At 61.3% G+C, this 17,089-nt stretch carries 16 protein-coding genes; 1 reads left to right on the forward strand and 15 read right to left on the reverse strand.

From position 1 onward, the window contains the following. Positions 1-4 precede the first annotated feature (4 nt). The 7 genes from K290_RS0101575 to murA all read right to left on the reverse strand — a co-directional run bounded on the left by K290_RS0101575 (position 5) and on the right by murA (position 8,589). Positions 5-1,741 (reverse strand): ABC transporter ATP-binding protein, encoded by a 1,737-nt coding sequence (locus K290_RS0101575; RefSeq protein WP_028750241.1) that lies wholly within the window; start codon positions 1,739-1,741, stop codon positions 5-7. Continuing rightward, complete coding sequence (locus tag K290_RS0101580) at positions 1,738-2,577, reverse strand: ABC transporter permease (RefSeq protein ID WP_028750242.1); 840 nt, start codon at positions 2,575-2,577, stop codon at positions 1,738-1,740. Before K290_RS0101580 ends, K290_RS0101575 begins: the two co-directional genes overlap by 4 nt. Continuing rightward, the gene (locus tag K290_RS0101585) at positions 2,577-3,536 is read right to left on the reverse strand and encodes an ABC transporter permease (RefSeq protein WP_028750243.1); all 960 of its coding nucleotides are present in this window, start codon (positions 3,534-3,536) and stop codon (positions 2,577-2,579) included. The genes K290_RS0101580 and K290_RS0101585 overlap by 1 nt, the downstream gene beginning before the upstream one ends. A gap of 127 nt (positions 3,537-3,663) precedes the next feature. Beyond that, the gene (locus K290_RS0101590) at positions 3,664-5,184 is read right to left on the reverse strand and encodes an ABC transporter substrate-binding protein (protein WP_028750244.1); all 1,521 of its coding nucleotides are present in this window, start codon (positions 5,182-5,184) and stop codon (positions 3,664-3,666) included. Positions 5,185-5,246: 62 nt separating this feature from the next. Continuing rightward, a complete protein-coding gene (gene murQ / locus K290_RS0101595) occupies positions 5,247-6,170 on the reverse strand; it encodes an N-acetylmuramic acid 6-phosphate etherase (protein WP_028750245.1) in 924 nt (307 codons plus the stop codon). Between the two features lie 275 nt (positions 6,171-6,445). Next, a complete protein-coding gene (locus K290_RS0101600) occupies positions 6,446-7,336 on the reverse strand; it encodes a glucosamine kinase nucleotide-binding domain-containing protein (RefSeq protein ID WP_028750246.1) in 891 nt (296 codons plus the stop codon). Further along, the gene (gene murA, locus K290_RS0101605) at positions 7,333-8,589 is read right to left on the reverse strand and encodes a UDP-N-acetylglucosamine 1-carboxyvinyltransferase (RefSeq protein WP_028750247.1); all 1,257 of its coding nucleotides are present in this window, start codon (positions 8,587-8,589) and stop codon (positions 7,333-7,335) included. Before murA ends, K290_RS0101600 begins: the two co-directional genes overlap by 4 nt. Positions 8,590-8,829: 240 nt before the next feature. Between murA and K290_RS0101610 the strand changes: the two genes are divergently transcribed. Next, complete coding sequence (locus K290_RS0101610; RefSeq protein ID WP_028750248.1) at positions 8,830-9,690, forward strand: MurR/RpiR family transcriptional regulator; 861 nt, start codon at positions 8,830-8,832, stop codon at positions 9,688-9,690. 8 nt (positions 9,691-9,698) lie between these two features. On the opposite strand, the gene K290_RS0101615 is transcribed toward K290_RS0101610, so the two are convergent. From K290_RS0101615 to K290_RS0101650, 8 genes are all read right to left on the reverse strand, one after another. Then, positions 9,699-10,205: a GNAT family N-acetyltransferase gene (locus K290_RS0101615; RefSeq protein WP_028750249.1), complete on the reverse strand. Its 507-nt coding sequence runs from the start codon at positions 10,203-10,205 to the stop codon at positions 9,699-9,701. 4 nt (positions 10,206-10,209) lie between these two features. After that, positions 10,210-10,494 (reverse strand): type II toxin-antitoxin system TacA family antitoxin, encoded by a 285-nt coding sequence (locus tag K290_RS0101620; protein WP_028750250.1) that lies wholly within the window; start codon positions 10,492-10,494, stop codon positions 10,210-10,212. A 102-nt stretch (positions 10,495-10,596) separates the two neighbouring features. Then, on the reverse strand, positions 10,597-11,859 hold the full coding sequence (locus K290_RS0101625) for a flavin monoamine oxidase family protein (RefSeq protein ID WP_028750251.1): 1,263 nt from the start codon (positions 11,857-11,859) through the stop codon (positions 10,597-10,599). A gap of 80 nt (positions 11,860-11,939) precedes the next feature. Next, positions 11,940-12,536, reverse strand: coding sequence for a 2-hydroxychromene-2-carboxylate isomerase (locus tag K290_RS0101630; protein ID WP_028750252.1), 597 nt, complete (start codon positions 12,534-12,536; stop codon positions 11,940-11,942). Positions 12,537-12,700: 164 nt separating this feature from the next. Beyond that, a complete protein-coding gene (gene nadC, locus K290_RS0101635) occupies positions 12,701-13,558 on the reverse strand; it encodes a carboxylating nicotinate-nucleotide diphosphorylase (protein ID WP_028750253.1) in 858 nt (285 codons plus the stop codon). 1 nt (position 13,559) lies between these two features. Beyond that, positions 13,560-15,101 (reverse strand): L-aspartate oxidase, encoded by a 1,542-nt coding sequence (locus K290_RS0101640; protein ID WP_028750254.1) that lies wholly within the window; start codon positions 15,099-15,101, stop codon positions 13,560-13,562. Next, on the reverse strand, positions 15,098-16,069 hold the full coding sequence (gene nadA / locus K290_RS0101645) for a quinolinate synthase NadA (protein ID WP_028750255.1): 972 nt from the start codon (positions 16,067-16,069) through the stop codon (positions 15,098-15,100). Before nadA ends, K290_RS0101640 begins: the two co-directional genes overlap by 4 nt. Positions 16,070-16,139: 70 nt before the next feature. Continuing rightward, positions 16,140-17,042 (reverse strand): NUDIX hydrolase, encoded by a 903-nt coding sequence (locus tag K290_RS0101650; protein ID WP_028750256.1) that lies wholly within the window; start codon positions 17,040-17,042, stop codon positions 16,140-16,142. Positions 17,043-17,089 lie beyond the last annotated feature (47 nt).

Below are 17,089 nucleotides of genomic sequence, written 5' to 3' on the forward strand. Positions count from 1 at the left end.
TCTGTCAGGCTTCCGCCTGTGCTATATGATCCGGAGCGAACTGTCGCCATTGAGGTGCAGCCGGCTCGAAACCGAGCGGGCGTACCAGAGACGGGACTTGGCGCGTATCCAGCGCAAAATTCTCCCGTCGGCGGTCGACAGCCGGAACGGCCGATATAAGGCGTTTGGTATAGGAATGCTTCGGTTGCGACAGCACCGACACAGCATTGCCAATCTCCACGATCTGACCGGCATAGATCACCGCGATCCTGTGCGCGATCCGCTCGACCACTGCCATGTCGTGCGAGATGAAAAGATAGGCAAGGCGGTACTCGCGCTGCAATTCGATCAACAGATCCAGGACCTGCGCCTGGACGGAAACATCCAGCGCCGAGACGGCCTCGTCCAGCACCAGAACCGAAGGGTTCAACATCAACGCCCGGGCGATACACAATCTCTGGCGCTGCCCGCCCGAAAATTCATGCGGATAGCGTTCGAGACTGTTTTCGGGCAGTCCGACGCGCTTCAACAGCATGGCCATCCTGTCACGTGTTTCCCCCGAGGCACGGCCGCCAGCCGCGATGACGGGTTCAGCCAGGATGCTATCGACGCGAAGCCTCGGGTTGAGCGAGGCATAGGGATTTTGGAACACCATTTGCACGGCGCTCGGCCGATCCGCCGCCTTTCCCGCCGTAAATGTGCCCCGCGTCGACTTCACCAGACCGAGAATTGCCCGCGCCGTAGTGGATTTGCCCGAACCGCTTTCGCCGACGATCGCCAGCGTCTCGCCGGCCAGCAGATCGAAACCGACGCCTTCGACCGCATGCACAGCGCCCGTCGGGCGGCGAAAGAAATTGCCTGACACCGGGAAGCGAACCGTCAGCCCGTCGACCTCCAACGCCGGGGCGGTCCTTGCGGTGTCATCACGGCTGAAGTCCGACCGGGTCGCGCGGCCAGCCGAAAAATGCGGTACGGAATGAAGAAGATGCTGGGTATAGGGGTGGTGGGGTGCATCGAGTATCTGGTTTAGCTCGCCCTGTTCGACCGCCTGGCCGGCCTGCATCACCACGACCTTATCGGCGATGCCGGCAACGAGGCCGATATCGTGAGTGATGAAGATCATCGACATGCCGATCTCGCGCTTCAGCTCGGCGAGAAGCGCCATGATCTGCGCCTGCACCGTCACGTCAAGCGCCGTGGTCGGCTCGTCGGCGATCAACAGGCGAGGATTGCACGCGAGCGCCGTCGCGATCATCACACGCTGCAGCATGCCACCGGAGAGCTGGTTCGGGCAATATTTCAGCCGCCGGGCAGCATCGGGAATGCGGACGCGGTCCAGCGCATCCTTTGCGGCGGCCGTTGCCTGACGGCCGGTCAAGCCGCGATGCAGACGGAAAGACTCTTCGATCTGCGTGCCGATGGTCAGCACCGGATTGAGCGAGGTCATCGGCTCTTGGAAGATCATGCCGATCTCGGCACCGCGGATTTTCGTCAACTCCGCTTCGCCCGCCGTCGTCAGGTCGAGAATGCTGTTGTCGGACCGCTTCAGCTTGATCGAGCCGCCGATGATGCGGCCACCGCCGAAATCGACGAGGCGATTGATCGAGAGCGCGGTCACGGACTTGCCCGAGCCGCTCTCCCCGACGATCGCCAGCGTCTCGCCGGCTGCGAGATCGAAGCTTACGCCGCGGACGATCTTGTTCGCCTCGGGAGTTCGGCCAAAGCCCACTTGCAGATCGGAGACGGAAAGCAGAGGGCTCACGGAATGGACCTCCGCATTTTCGGATCAAGAATATCACGCAAGGCATCGCCAAGCAGATTGAAGCCAAGGATGCTGATCATGATGGTGAGGCCGGGGAAGATCAGCAGCCAAGGTGCGGTTTCCATCAAGTTGCGGCTGTCGCTCAGCATCAAGCCGAGCGACGAGGCCGGCGGCTGTGTACCGAGGCCGAGGAAACTCAAACCGGCTTCGGTCAGGAGAGACCATGCCAGCGCCAGTGTGATTTGCACCGTCAACGGCGCGACGAGGTTCAAGAGCAGATGCCGGGTCAGAATATAGGGTTTGCTGCTGCCGAAGGTGCGGGCGGCATCGACGAAATCGCGCGACTTCAGCGAGAGCGCCGGCCCGCGCACGACGCGGGTGAAGATCGGCGTATAGACGATGGCGATTGCGGCGACGCTGGTCCAGGTGCCGGGGCCGACGATGGCGATGATCAACAGTGCTAGAAGGATGGCGGGGAAGGCCAGCAGCACATCCATCGTGCGCATGATCACCCCGTCCCAGCGCTTGCCGAACCAAGCGGCGGTCAAGCCGAGCACGGTGCCGACCAGGCTTGCCAGCGCGACCGAGAGGAAGGCGACGGTGAAGGACTCGCCAATACCATTCATTAGCCGGCTAGCCACATCGCGGCCAAGCAGGTCCGTCCCCATCCAAAAGGCGCCACTTGGCGCGTGCAATCGGTTCAACGGGCTCCGCATCACCGGATCATAAGGGGTGAGCCCTAGCGTGCCGAGAATGGCGAGGATGAGATAGGCCAACACAATAGCACCGCCGATGCGGCCGCTCGTGTGCCCGAAAATGGCTTTGACGATCCGCATCAGCCCTCTCCCAGGCGAACGCGCGGATCGAGCGCGACATAGGCGAGGTCGACGAGCAGATTGACGATCATGAAGTTGAAGGCAATGAACAGGACGCAGCCTTGGACGAGCGCATAATCACGCTGCTGGATCGCATCAAGCACCAATCGCCCGAGACCGGGCAGCGCGTAGATCTGCTCGACCAGCACGGCACCGCCGAGGAGATAGCCGAATTCCACGCCGCTCAGCGTCACCACCGGAATGAGCGCGTTGGGCAGCGCATGGCGCCAAATGACGCCGCGGGCCGGGACGCCACGGCTTCGCGCGGTGCGGACATAATCATCGCTCAGAACATCGAGCATGGCCGAGCGCACCACGCGCGTGACCGAGGCGGCGAAGGCGAAACCGAGCGTCAGCGCCGGCAAAATCATCTGGCCGAGATTGCCGATCGGATCCTGCCAGAATGGCGTGAACGCGCCCATGGCCGGTAGGATGCCGAAGCCTGCCGAAAGTGCGTAGATGATGAGAAGGCCAAGCACGAAATTCGGGGTGGACTGCCCGACCATGGCGACGATGCGCACAGCGAGATCGGACAGTCTTTCGTTCCGGGTCGCCGCGAAGACGCCCGCCGGCAGGCCGATGAGCAGCGCGATCGCCATGGAGAGCAGCGCAAGCTCGAGCGTCAACGGAAACCGCTCGAGGATGATGTCGAGCACCGGTTTGCCATAGGTGACGGAAATGCCGAGATTGCCCTGGAACACACCGAACAGCCAATGCCAATACTGCACGAACCATGATTGGTCGATGCCGAAATAGGCTGCCAGGGCCTGCCGCTGCTCAGGCGTCAGCAGGCCGGCATTGGTTCCGAGCATCGCCGTGATCGCATCGCCCGGCACCAGTCGGATGGCGACGAACACGAGGATGGACACTCCCAACATGATCAGCGGGAATGTCATCAGCCGGCGCATCAGATAGCCCATGGAACGTCCTCTAGAGCAATTCCAGGAAAAGTGCGAAGCGGTTTTCCGTCTGGAATGCGTCGAAACAAAGGGATAGAGCGGGAAGCGATTCCGTGAAACGCTGAACCGCTCTAGAACCCGGCATCCATCACTTGATGGATACTTTGCTGAGGCCGAAGAGAGAGCCCGTCGGCGTCGGCACGAAGCCCTGCACGTTCTTCTGTTCGGCCGTGTAGCCATAAGAAGTATAGAGCCAGATCCAGGGCGAGACCTCGGCAATGTGCTTCTCGAACTCGGCGAAAATGACCTTGCGCTTGGCCGGATCGGTTTCGACACGGCCCTTCTGCATCAGGCTGTCCAGCGTATCGTCGATATAGTTGGCGACCTTCTGCAGGTTGCCAGTCTTCGTCCAGTAGCGGTTATACATGGAATAGGGATCGGCGCTGCCGCCATTCAGCGCGACCGCCATGTCGAAGTTGCCCTTCAGCCAGGCATCGACATAGACGTTGAGCTCCATCACCTTGATGTCGAGCTTGATGCCGATTTCGGCGAGCTGCGACTGAATAACCTGGGCTTCGGCGGTAGCGGTCGGCGGCTCGCCGGTGGCGGCGATCACGGTCGCGGAAAAGCCGTTGGCGAAGCCAGCGTCGGCCATCAGCTTCTTCGCCTTTTCGACATCGCGCTTATAGCAGAAGAGCTGGCTCGGATCGGTCGCATAGAGCGGCATGGTCAACGGTCCCGTTACCTTGCCTTCGCCGAGCGCTGCCGTATCCAGCACATCCTTCCGGTCGATCGCGCAGGAGATCGCCTGCCGCACGGCAAGCTGATCCATCGGCTTGTGCGAGGGGTTGAGCTGCAGGACGTTATAGGAAAGCACCGGCGTGCGGGTCAGTTGCAGCTTCGGCTCCTTCGGAACCAGCGTCGCCACCAGCGGGTCGTTCAGAAGCGCGAAATCGATCTGACCGGTACGAAGCGACGCCAGGATAGCCGTCTCATCGGGAAGGACGCTGATATCGATGCCATCGACCCCAACCGTGCCGCCAGCCCACGCCTTGTTGGCGCTTAGGACTTCCTTGGAATTCGGTACCCAATTGTCGAGCTTGAAAGGGCCGGAACCGATCGCCTTGGTGCCGATGGAGCCGGCGGTGATTTCGCTGGCCGGCACGACGGCGGCGTTGAGGCTCGTCATGGAGGTCAGAATAGGAACGTCGGGCTGCGACAGGTGGAAGATGACAGTCGTTGCATCCGGCGTATCGATGCTGGCGATCGACAGGAAATTGGCGCGGGCGGCCGCACCCGTTGCTTGGTCAAGAATACGCTGGAACGACGCCTTCACGTCAGCGGAGGTGACAGCAGCACCGTTCTGGAACTGCGCATTCGGATTGAGCTTGAAGGTCAACTCCTTGCCGTCGGACGAAAACTGCCAGCTTTCGGCGATGGCGGGAACGATCTGCAGATTGCTGTCGAGCCTGACGAGCGGCTCATAAATCAGCTCCAGCAAGCGGATCGAGGAAAAGGCGGTCTGCTTATGCGGATCGAGCCCGGTCGCATCCTGGGACCACGCCATACGCAGCGTCGCTGCATGTGCCTCCGTCGAAATGGCCGCCAAGCCTAGACCCGCCGCCACCGCGACGCACGAAATCAGCTTCCTTGCAGAATACCTTTTCATTCTTTTCTCCCTTTGAGCGCCTTTTGACGCTTCCCCAGCCGATTTATTTCCGCCATCTCAGTTCATACCGTCTTCGCGCTGATGGCCTTTCGCAGGAATCCACCAGCGTTTTGCAATGCCACACGGGCGTCTTCAATGCCCATCCCGGTAATTTCCATCAGAATGGCGAGTTTGACATCATTGCCAGTCTGGTCGAGCACGCGGCGCGCTTCTTCCTGCGTGCAGCCGGTCGCCTGCATGACAATCCTGGAGGCACGGGCGACCAGCTTCTTGTTGCTTGCATTAACGTCGACCATCAGGTTCTGATAGCTCTTGCCGATCCGGATCATGCTCGCCGTCGTCAGCATGTTGAGAATGAGCTTCTGCGCCGTTCCCGACTTCAGCCGGGTCGATCCTGTCAGGATTTCCGGACCGACGACAGGAGAAATCGCAAGATCGGCAATGCCGGCGATGACGGAATTGGGGTTGCAGGACAGGGCGACAGTGGCTGCGCCGACGCTCTTTGCATAGTTCAGCCCGCCGACGACGTAGGGCGTTCGGCCGGAAACGGCGATGCCAACGACAACATCCACGGCCGTCACGTTGATGTCCTGCAAAGCTTGGCGACCCTCCTCCGGATCGTCCTCGGCACCTTCGATCGAGCGTCGCAGCGCGTCGGGGCCGCCGGCGATCAGGCCGATCACCATGCTCGGCGGCACGCTAAAGGTTGGTGGGCATTCGGATGCGTCGAGAACACCAAGCCGGCCGCTGGTGCCCGCACCCATATAGATTAGCCGGCCGCCCTTCTGAAAGGCAGCAACGATCTGGTTGACGGCAGCGGCAATCGCAGGAATGACCTTCTCGACCGCGGCGGGGACGGTTTGGTCCTCGTAATTGATTTCACGCAGTATATCGAAGGTCGACAACAGATCGATATGCATCGTGTTGGGGTTGCGACCCTCGGAAACCAACTGCTCCAGTTCGGATATCAACCTTTGTTCTGTCATGTGCGTGCCCGCGAAAGAATTACTTCGATATCAATAGATCAGGGATGGCGCGCTCGATCGGCAAGGATCGGGCCAGCCGCAGCAGCCTTGGAATTTTCGACGCAACAGAAAGCTGGTCATCAGCACAAGCAGCCGGCCTTTATGGCTTCGTTCGCTACCGGTTTCCCTGTTTACCTTCGTTAACATTATGTCCATTTATTCCCTTCGTCAATCATATTAGGAATAAAATATTCCATCATTGGCGCTCAGAGTCAGCGAATGATCGGGCCGCCGTTTCAACCGCCGCAGACCGACTTTCTGCCAAGAATGATGGCGCCCGAAACCGCATCACCGTCGATAGGCTTGAGGCGGCGGCGGACATCCGGTGCCAGCCATGGCTCCAGCGGGCTGGAAAGGCCGCCGAGCAGGGAGACACGCGGAGCACCCTTGTCGAACAGCGAGCGGATCAGCGTATCGATATGTTCGGCCGCGCTCTGGACGATGCGCCGGCCGGCCGCGTCACCCTGATCAGCATGACGCATGACCATCGGCGCCAGAGCGGCATAGTCCGTGGCCGAAGCGCGGTCCATCCAGCCGACCGCTTCCATGGGATCGTTTTGAAACCGCTGCATGATCTCGGCCAAAAGCGCGGTCTTCTCATAGCGGCCGTCATGCGCGCGCAGCGCAAGCTGCACCGCTTTCAGTCCGAGATCTGCGCCACTGCCTTCATCCGAGATCGGAAACCCGTATCCGCCGACCCGCAAGTGACGGCCCTCGACGAAGCCAAGGCCGATCGATCCCGTCCCGGCAATGACGATCGCACCATCGCGGCCCGAATGGGCGCCGAGGCAGGCGCCCTCGCCGTCGCTGACGAAATCGATGCTGGCAAAGGGATGCTTTATGGCCCGCAATGCCTCAAGCGCGCCCTTCCGCCCGATCCCGGCAAGGCCGACACCCGCATGAATGCGCGCGATCTCGGATGGGCTGAGGCCTGCCTCCTCGATCGCGGCTTCGAAAGCCCTCGCAATGGAAGCCCAGGCTTCGTCAATGCCGAGCCGCGTGGTTGCGGGGCCGGATAATCCCTGGCCCAATACAGTCCCAGCAGAGTCTTCGATCCTCGCGCGACAACCGGTGCCTCCGCCGTCGATGCCGAGAAAATAGTGCGCTTGGTCCGTTTCGCTGCTCATGACGTCAGCCGCTCTATATCAGCGCCGCAGAGGTGGAGCTTGCGATCCAACTGCTCGTAGCCGCGATCGAGATGGTAGACGCGGTTGACGATGGTTTCGCCCTTCGACACCAGCGCCGCCAATACCAGCGAGACGGAAGCGCGCAGATCGGTCGCCATGACCTGCGCCCCTCGAAGAGGCGCCCCACCGCGGACCAGTGCCGTGGTGCCCTGCAGCGTGATGTTGGCGCCGAGACGCATCAATTCCGGCACATGCATGAAGCGGTTTTCGAACACCGTCTCGCGGATCAGCGTGGCGCCTTCGGCGCAGCAGGCGAGCGCCATGAACTGCGCCTGCAGGTCCGTGGGGAAGCCTGGATAGGGTTCCGTTGTGATGTCGGCGCCCTTGAGCGGGCCGTCCCTCGAAACGACCAGCCCCCGATCACTCGGCCAGATTCTGACACCCATGGCCTCCAGCGCCTGCACGACGGAAGCCAGGTTCTCCAGTCGAGCGTGGATGAGTTCAAGTTGCCCACCGGTGATGGCGGCCGCAACGGCGTAAGTGCCGGCCTCGATCCGGTCGGATATGCCGTGATGCCTGGCAGGCCGCCAATTCGTGTTACCCTCTATCAGGATGCGATGCGTACCGGCGCCCTCGATCCGCGCGCCCATGGCAGCCAAGCAGGCGGCAAGGTCGGCCACCTCCGGCTCGCGCGCCGCGTTCAAGATTTCCGTCTCGCCCTTGGCAGTACATGCCGCCATCATCGCCGTCTCGGTCGCGCCGACAGATGGGGAACTCAGGACGATTCGCGCGCCCTTTAGCCCGCCAGGGGCCGATGCGACGATCAGACCGTTCTCGATCGCGATATCGGCGCCAAGCGTCGCCAGCGCCTTGATGTGCATGTCGACCGGCCGGGCGCCGATCGCGCAGCCACCCGGCAGAGAGACACGGGCATGCCCGAAGCGTGCCAGCAGCGGCGCAAGTACCAGTACCGTCGCCCGCATGCGCCTGACGGTGTCGTAGGAGGTTTCCTTCGAGACGATGGCGCTGGCGTCGATCGTGGTTCCCTGCGCCGTGCGGGCCACAACTGCTCCATGAAGGGCCACGACGCCGAGCATGTTCTCGACATCGGTGACGGCCGGCAGGTTCGTCAGTTCCAGCGAATGGGGACTGAGCAGCGCCGCCGCGATCTGCGGCAAGGCGGCGTTCTTGGCGCCGGAAATCGTCACAGCACCCTGCAGCCTGTTTCCGCCGGATATCCGCAGTCTGTCCATGATATGAAACCCGTCAAAGAGAGGGGCGAAAGAGCAGATGTCACTTCCTCTGCTTCTGACTCAAGATTATTCGTCCATTCCGTCCTGTCAACGTGGGTTGGAATTTTTTATTCCAGTTTCTTTGTGGTAAGGTCGCTAGCTGACGGGATCGAAAGCGTGGTTGCCCGCTATCGGCCGAATGATATCTTGTGGCTCGATTGTGTCGACGCGTGAACCGGCCTCCACGGCCTGAAGGGGCGGATGTCTATCTTAAAGAAAATCAGCGCGAAGCTCGAAGGCATGGCGCCGGCCGATCGCCAGATCGGGCAATTCATCGTCGAAAATCCCGACCAGATGCTGCGGCTCTCATCCGCTGCCCTCGCCGCCGAGACCGGTCGCAGCCAGTCGAGCGTCGTCAAGTTCAGCCAGAAACTCGGCTATGCCGGCTATCAGGAGCTGAAGCTCGCCGTCAGCGAAGCCAAGGCGCAGGAATGGCAGGCCCCGGCCGGCATGATCCATGGGACCATCGAAGTCGATGACGGCTATCTGACCATCCTGCAAAAATTGCTCGGCAGCAAGCTGCAGGCGATGCAGCAGACGATCGCCGTCAACAACGAACTGGATATCGGCAAGGCGCTGAAAGCGCTCTATGAAGCCCGCCGCATTCATTTGGCAGGCGTTGGCGCATCTTCACTGGTCGCTCGAGACTTTTCCTATAAGCTGATGAAACTCGGGCGCAATGTCCTGCACGACAGCGACAGCCATGTGCAGATGGCCAATGCCTCCACACTCGGTCCCGACGACCTGCTGTTCGCCCTCTCCTATTCCGGCACCAGCATCGAGACTCTCAGGATCGCCGAACTCGCAAGCCAGCGAAATGCGGTCGTCATCGCCGTGACCGGCCTTCAGGACAACCCTCTGGCCCACGTCGCCGATATCCGCCTCTATACTGTCGGCGATGAAGACCGCGTCCGCTCTTCGGCCATCACCGCACGCGACGCGCAACTGATGCTCACCGACTTGCTGTTCATCCTGCTGGTACAAAGGCAGCCAGACGCGAACGATTATGTTCACAACAGCGAAGCGGCTGTCTCGGTGTTGAAGGCGAAGCAACTGTCGTAGGGGGCCGATCAAGGACATTCCGCAAGCCAGTGCCTGATATCGTCCATTGAGCGCATCAGGATTGAGGGACTGTCGCGGGCCGGAATAAAACCCCAGCTCTGCCAGAATGTCTCCGCGTCCGTATCTATGGCGCGAACCACCACAGCACGCCCTGCAACGATATCCGCGCCGGCGACGCAGCGCGTCAACGCGTCTTTCACCAGAGCCGAGCCGATGCCACGGCCAGCGTAGCGGCGGTCGACGGCGAGCTGACCGATTAACAAGCAGGGGATGGGGTCTGGCGGACGGCCCGTGCGAATCTTGCGTGGAGCGGCATTAGGCTCGATGACGGACGGAGCAAGGCCGTAATAGCCAACGACGGTATCTTCATCGAGCGCAACGAGAACGCGGGTGAATCCGCGGGTCTGATTGGATCGCGCAAAATTTGCCAACCAGTCGTCGAGTGCGGGTTTACCGCAGGTAAAACCGTCCAACCGGTGATGATCGGATAGAAGCGCAATGCCGGAAAGCACCACGGCCTTATTGCTTCCACGGCGTTTTGCGTTGCAGCCGCTCCTTCACCTTTGCCGGCGGAACTGCCGGCGTTGCACCGATGACCTGAAGAAAATCATCGAAAGCTCCCGGCGAAAGACGAATGACTGTCTCGTTCAAGATCGCGGTCTGTGCCTCGTGAACAGCGGCGCGACGCATGAACTCGGTGCGTGACAAGCCGAGCAGTTCCGCACCACGGTCGATGATGGCAAGATCGTCATCGCGCAAGCGCATCGATACGGGCGTCTCTTTTTTCTGTGCAGGGGTTGCCATCGCTTGATCCTCGATTCCGAAGGACGATAGGCTGATGTAATGCAAAACGCAATACAAAAGCGACGATTTTCATTTTTGCAGGGCAATAGCGATGGTCTTTGGTCAGGTCGTCGACTTCAAAGTCGCCGCGATCGCTTCGGCGGCAGCAAAGCCGGTTTCAAGAGCGCCATGTGCTGTTGAAAACCGCGCCGGCGAACAGGCTTCGCCGGCAAAGAAGAGCCTGCCGTCAACAGTCTCGCCGAGCACGATCCGTTCGGCAGAGGCGCCCGGCTCGGCATAGGAATAGGATCCGCCGATATGCGTCTCGCCATGCCAGGCCGACATGGCCACGGCATCGATCCGATGGCCGAAAGCGCTTCCGAAATGCTGGGTCAGCTCTTCTCTAGCGAATGCAAGCGCCGCCTGCTCTCCGGCAGCCTCCAGATCCCGCGCCAGCGAACCACCATAATAGGCCTCGATCAAGGCGGTGCCGAAGGGGCGTAGCTGGTAGGAACCCGTGCGGAGCTCGTCCAGGGAGCCCGTCAGCCTCGTATCGACCGGCAGATCGTCCGGCGACGTCACGCTGAGGAACAGTTTGTTGGCAAGCCCCAGCGGCAAGCGACTGGCCGCTTCTTGCTTTCTCGGCAGTGGCGGATCGAATTTGATCTGATCCTGCGCAATCACATTTGTCGCGACCGTCACCACGACCGTTCGCGCGCGCAGCGTGCCGCGTTCCGTCTGCAAAAGGATCGAGTCGGCGCTACGATGATCGACCATTTTGACGGCAGTCGAACGTACCGTCGGTACCGGCTGCGAGTAGGTCGAAATCAGTGTCCCATAACCCTCGCGGACGCGCCAGTCCGGGCCTGCTCCCGGATCATAATGGACATAATCATGGATGGAGGCGGCCGCGAGTTCGACACCATTTAGAAACGTCCCGATTGCTTCAACGCGCCCGTTCCAGGGATTTCCGGGCTCCAACAATTCTTCGAGCGATCCGTCTTCGCCGGTATCTCCCCATTGTTCCGCCCGCGCAAAAAAGGCGCTGATGGCTGCTCTGCCTTGTTCTCCCTCGGCCGTCCGACCGCCCTCGCTCCAGGGGGCAGGCGTCATTTCCACGGTCAGCCCGATCTGGCGAGCAATATCGGTCCATCCATTGGTCCTCGCGCCATGCAACCATCCGCAGCCGAGATCGACAGGCTCGTTCCCGAACGATGGCAATCGAACGGTCCATGCGCGACCGCCCGCTCGATCCTTCGCTTCGAGAAGTAATATCGAAAGATCAGGGCGAAGAGACTGCAGCCGCCGCGCGGCTGCGACGCCTGCGGCGCCGGCGCCGATGATGGCGACATCGATTGTCTGGCCCGCCGGCCAAGAATTGCTCAAATGTCCTCACCTTTCTGATAGGCCGGCCTCCTGATGGATCCGGCCTCGATTTTCATGGACCGCCTACAGACGACTTACACCTATGGCTTGACGCCATTCAGGTGGCTTTCGAGGAAATGCAGATTGTCTTGCCCCCAGTAGAGTTCGCCGTCGTAACGGAATGACGGAAAACCGAAGACGCCGTTCTTGAGGGCAAACTCGCGATCGGCCTTCCACTTGCCCTGCACGTCCGCATCGCCCTCCCGCTTTAAAAGCGCATCGCCGTCGAAACCGGCCGCGCTGGCGATCGTCCTGCGCACCTCGGGATTGCCGATATCCACGGCGCGACTCCAGAACGCTTCCTGCAGGGCCTTCGTCAGTTCGAGCCAGGGCTTGCCGTCGAGATAGGCGGCGATGACCATGAAGGCGGCGGGCGCCGGATCGGCAAGCGGCGGGCGATTTTCCAGAAGCAGCGTCTTGCCGCGAAGGCCCGCCCAACGCTTGAGGTCGCGCTGCCAATATTGCCGACGAGCCTCCGGTCGATTGCGCGAGAAAATGCCGCCGTTTTCCTCGAGGACGGTGGTGAAATAGGGTCGGATTTCCGCGCCCGTCTTTTCGACGAGATCGAGAAACGGCTCCAGGCCGATATAGGACCAGGGCGAGCCGATGGAGAAAACGTAGTCTATGATCTTGGTCACTATCTGCCGCATCCGTGCATGATGAAAACTGACAGATTTTGATCAGCAAGCAGACTGATGTGCAAGCGCCAACCGGATGCTGCGGCGCAATTTCCATAACGATATCGTTATACGACCGGAGTCGTGCCGACAGCGGTTTGAAGCGGCTGATGCCAATTCCAGCTTTATGCAGCCGCTTTCCAATCCAGCCCAATATCGAGCGTTGGCGCGCTATGCGTCACCCAGCCGACGGAGATCAGATCGACGCCGGACGCGGCAATTGCCGCCGCAGTCGACGGCGTAACCCGCCCTGACGCCTCGGTGATTGCCCGTCCGGCAACAATGTCCACCGCTTCGCGCAACTGATCGGGGGTCATATTGTCGAGCAGCACGGCGTCGATACCCTCTGCCATGGCTTCGCGAAGCTGGTCGAGCGTATCCACTTCGACCTCGATCTTGACCATGTGGCCGATGCCGCCTTTCGCGCGGCGGATCGCTTCTGCGACGCCGCCGGCGATCGCGACATGATTGTCCTTGATCAGCACCGCGTCGTAGAGCGCAAAACGATGGTTCATGCCGCCACCGGCCCGGACCGCATATTTCTCCACCGCCCGCAATCCCGGCGTCGTCTTGCGGGTGCAGACGATCGATGCCTTCGTGCCGCTGATTGCCTCGACGATACCTGACGTCACGGTTGCGATACCGGAGAGATGGCCGAGGAAATTCAACGCCGTGCGTTCGGCCGTCAACAAACCACGGGAAGGGCCTTCGATCGTTGCGATCACATCGCCAGCGGCGACCTTGGCGCCGTCGGGAATATGGCGGGTCACACTGATCCGCGGATCGACAAGCTGGAAGGCGAGTTCCGATGCATCGAGCCCGGCGACGACGCCCGGCTGACGGGCCACCATGGCAACGGTGGAGCGATGGTCCTCCGGAATGACGGCGGCGGACGTGATATCGCCGGCAAGGCCGAGGTCTTCCAGCAGGGCATTGCGCACCAACGGCTCGATGATGAGACGCGAAAGGGGAACTAGGGTCATCTCAGGCGCTCCGGGCAAAGGAATAAGGGATGGCGGATCGGGCGATGTCCAAGGCGTCTACAAGACGCATTGTCCGCCGCTGCGCGTTCTTCAGTTTCAACGGAAAATCCGTGCGGGCATGGGCGCCACGCGATTCCGTCCGCAGGCTGGCGAAGACGGCGATCAGCAGTGCCACAATGGCGGGATCCGCGGCCGTACCTTCGCTTTCGACCAACGGCAGAAGCGCAGCAATCGCTCCGTGAATGGCGCCGGCATTGCGAAGCACGCCGAGATGACGCGAGACGATCGGCCGCGCAAGCGAGGGATCCGGTTCTATCGAGCGCCCATGGTCTGACGGCGGGTTCGCAACGCGCCAAGAGAGGTCGGCCATATCCCGTGCGGCACGCATACCCATAATGGCGGCCTCCAGCAACGAATTGCTGGCGAGCCGATTGGCGCCGTGAAGGCCTGTTGATGCCGCCTCCCCCGCGACCCAGAGGCCGGAGACGGAGCTACGGCCGTTTGTATCCGTCGCAACCCCGCCCATGTGATAGTGGACGGCGGGACGGACCGGAATAAGTTCGCTCGACGGATCGATGCCTGCCTCTTGGCAAAGAGCATCGATTACCGGGAAGCGCATCGCAAAGCGATCGCCGAGCGCTTCGCGCGCATCGAGAAAGACACGGCCGCCCCGCGCTATTTCCGCGCTGATCGCCCGCGCGACGATATCGCGTGGGGCGAGTTCCGCGCCGGAAACCTCCGCCATGAAACGCTCGCCTCTCTCGTTGACGAGCAAGGCGCCTTCACCGCGCACGGCTTCGCTGATCAGCGCCAGCGGCCGTCGACGAGAATCGAGGGCCGTTGGGTGAAATTGCACGAACTCCATATCGGCCAGAAGCGCGCCGGCTCTCGCGGCAAGTGCCACTCCCTGGCCGAAATTGCCGATGGGATTGGTCGTTGCATCGAAAAGTCCGCCGATGCCGCCGGTCGCGAGCAGGACGCGGGAAGTGCGCAGAACGGCCATTCCTTTTTGCGTTGCACATACGAGGCCGCTAATCCTCTCCCCATCCAGGAGCAACCGCCGCGCTTCATATCCTTCGAGCACCGTAATGGACGGCGTGTTGACGACGGCCTGCACCAGGGCGCGGACGATCGCCGCGCCGGAGCCATCGCCTTCGGCATGAACGATGCGGCGGCGCGAATGGGCGGCTTCGAGGCCGAGCGACAGGACACCGGCGCCATTTCGGTCGAAGCAGACGCCTGCGCGCTCCAGAGCGGCAATTGCCGCGGGCGCTTCGGCAATGATGCTGGCCGCTACCACCGGGTCGCAGAGCCCGTCGCCGGCGGCAAGCGTGTCGGCAAGATGCAGATCTACGCTATCATCCGTCCCCATGCTGGCGGCGATGCCGCCTTGTGCCCAGGCGCTCGACGTCTGGGCGCCGAGCGCTGCGCGGGTGACGATGACGACCGGCTGCGGCGCCAGCGTCAACGCCGCCATCAGCCCGGCGAGACCGCTGCCGACGATGGCGACATGGCCGGCAAGATCGTGAAGAACCTCGGTCATATCGCCAGCATCCTTTCCACCGCGCGGCGCGCGGCAACGGCGATTGCCGGATCGATAGTCACTTCGTGCTGGTTTTGCTCAAGTGCCCCGCGGATATTGCCGAGCGTGATGCGCTTCATGTGCGGGCAGAGATTGCACGGCCGGATGAACTCGACATCCGGATGATGAACGGCGACATTGTCGCTCATCGAACATTCGGTCAGCAACACGACGCGCGCCGGGCTCTTCTTGCCGACGTAGTCGGACATGACTGCGGTAGAGCCAGCGAAATCCGCTTCCCTGACGACCTCAGGTGGGCACTCAGGATGCGCGAGCACCGTCACGCCGGGGTAGTTTTCGCGAATCTGGCGCAGATCGTCGGCGGTGAAAAGCTCATGCACCTCGCAATGCCCACGCCAGGCGATGATTTCGACATTGGTCTCGCGCGCAACGTTCTGCGCCAGATATTCGTCGGGGATCATCAGCACCTTGGGAACGCCAAGCGATTCCACCACCTGCTTGGCATTACCAGACGTGCAGCAGATATCGGATGCCGCCTTCACCGCAGCGGACGTGTTGACATAGGTGACGATGGGAACACCGGGGTGGACTTGGCGCAGCAAGGCAATGTCTTCCGGCGTGATCGATTCTGCCAGCGAGCAACCGGCGGCCATATCGGGGATCAGCACGGTCTTTTCCGGGTTAAGCAACTTGGCGGTCTCGGCCATGAAATGTACGCCGGCGAGCACGATGATATCGGCGTCCACGGCGATCGCCTTGCGGGCAAGCGCCAGGCTATCGCCGACGATATCGGCGACGCCGTGGAAGATCTCCGGCGTCTGATAATTGTGCGCGAGGATGACGGCGTTGCGGCGGCGTTTCAGCTCGAGGATCGCCTCGACATCGTCCTGAAACATCATCCATTCGGCTTTGGGGATGACGCGGCTGACGCGATCATAGAGGGAGGATGCGGATACGGGATAATTCATGGCCGGCTCCTTTATTATACTCAAACTGAGTATATCATGGACAAATAGATATTCTCGTTATGAGCATATGTCAATTGCGGGAGAGCGGTAATTTTGTGCCGGCGAGTTCGCGTTCTTCGAGAATGGCGCGTCGGAAACGAAAGAGCTTGGCCGGGCGGCCGCCTGTCTCGCTTTCGGTTGCGCCCGTTTCCTCCACCAGCTCCTGCTGCTCGATCAGTCGGCGAAAATTCTGTTTGTGCAGCGTCAGGCCCGCCAGGGCCTCGACGGTGCGCTGCAGTTGAAGGAGCGTAAAATTCTCCGGCATCAGTTCGAAAACGACAGGGCGATATTTGATTTTCGCGCGCAGTCGCGCCATGCCGGTCGCAAGAATCCGCCGGTGATCGGCAAACATCGGCCGGCCGGAATTGCTCTGCTGAGTGCAGCCCGCCTCCAAGACGAGCCCGGACTCGTAAAGAAGCTCATAGCGCTGCAGAACGAGGTCTTCATTCCAGGCGGCATCGTTCAAACCAAAGGTGAAGTTGGCGCGGCGCCGGCGCTGATCACGCCTGGCTGGATCGCCGGCAACCCAGCTATTCAGCCGCTCGACAATGCCGTCCAATACGGCCGGACGGCCGTGACGATGGTCTTCCCAGGGAAAATATTCGTACCAACCATGCCAGCCCGGCCGCCCGCCGCCCGGCGCCGGCTGCTCGCGTACCAGACCGAGATAGCTGATCGAAATCGTCCGGCCGCCGAGAATCTCGTTGTTCCGGTCGCGATCGGCAAATGTATAAAGCTGCTCGAGATAGCCGACGGGATGCGCTGTCTGTTCCCGCACCCATTCGCGAAGACCGCTCTGCAGGGTGCGGTGGCCGAGCTCAAACGGTCCCGAGGGCAAAGCATCGCCGGACCGCACCGTCATGACCCGTGGATCGTTGCCAGTGACGGCCGTCAGAACCGCGATCAGTTCGGCGTGTGCAAGTCCGATGGTCAAGGAGAGTCCCCGTCTTTTTTCGAGCTTAACTTTTCTCGCACGAAGCG

The sequence above is a fragment of the Rhizobium leucaenae USDA 9039 genome (assembly GCF_000426285.1).
In the GTDB taxonomy this organism is placed as follows: domain Bacteria; phylum Pseudomonadota; class Alphaproteobacteria; order Rhizobiales; family Rhizobiaceae; genus Rhizobium; species Rhizobium leucaenae.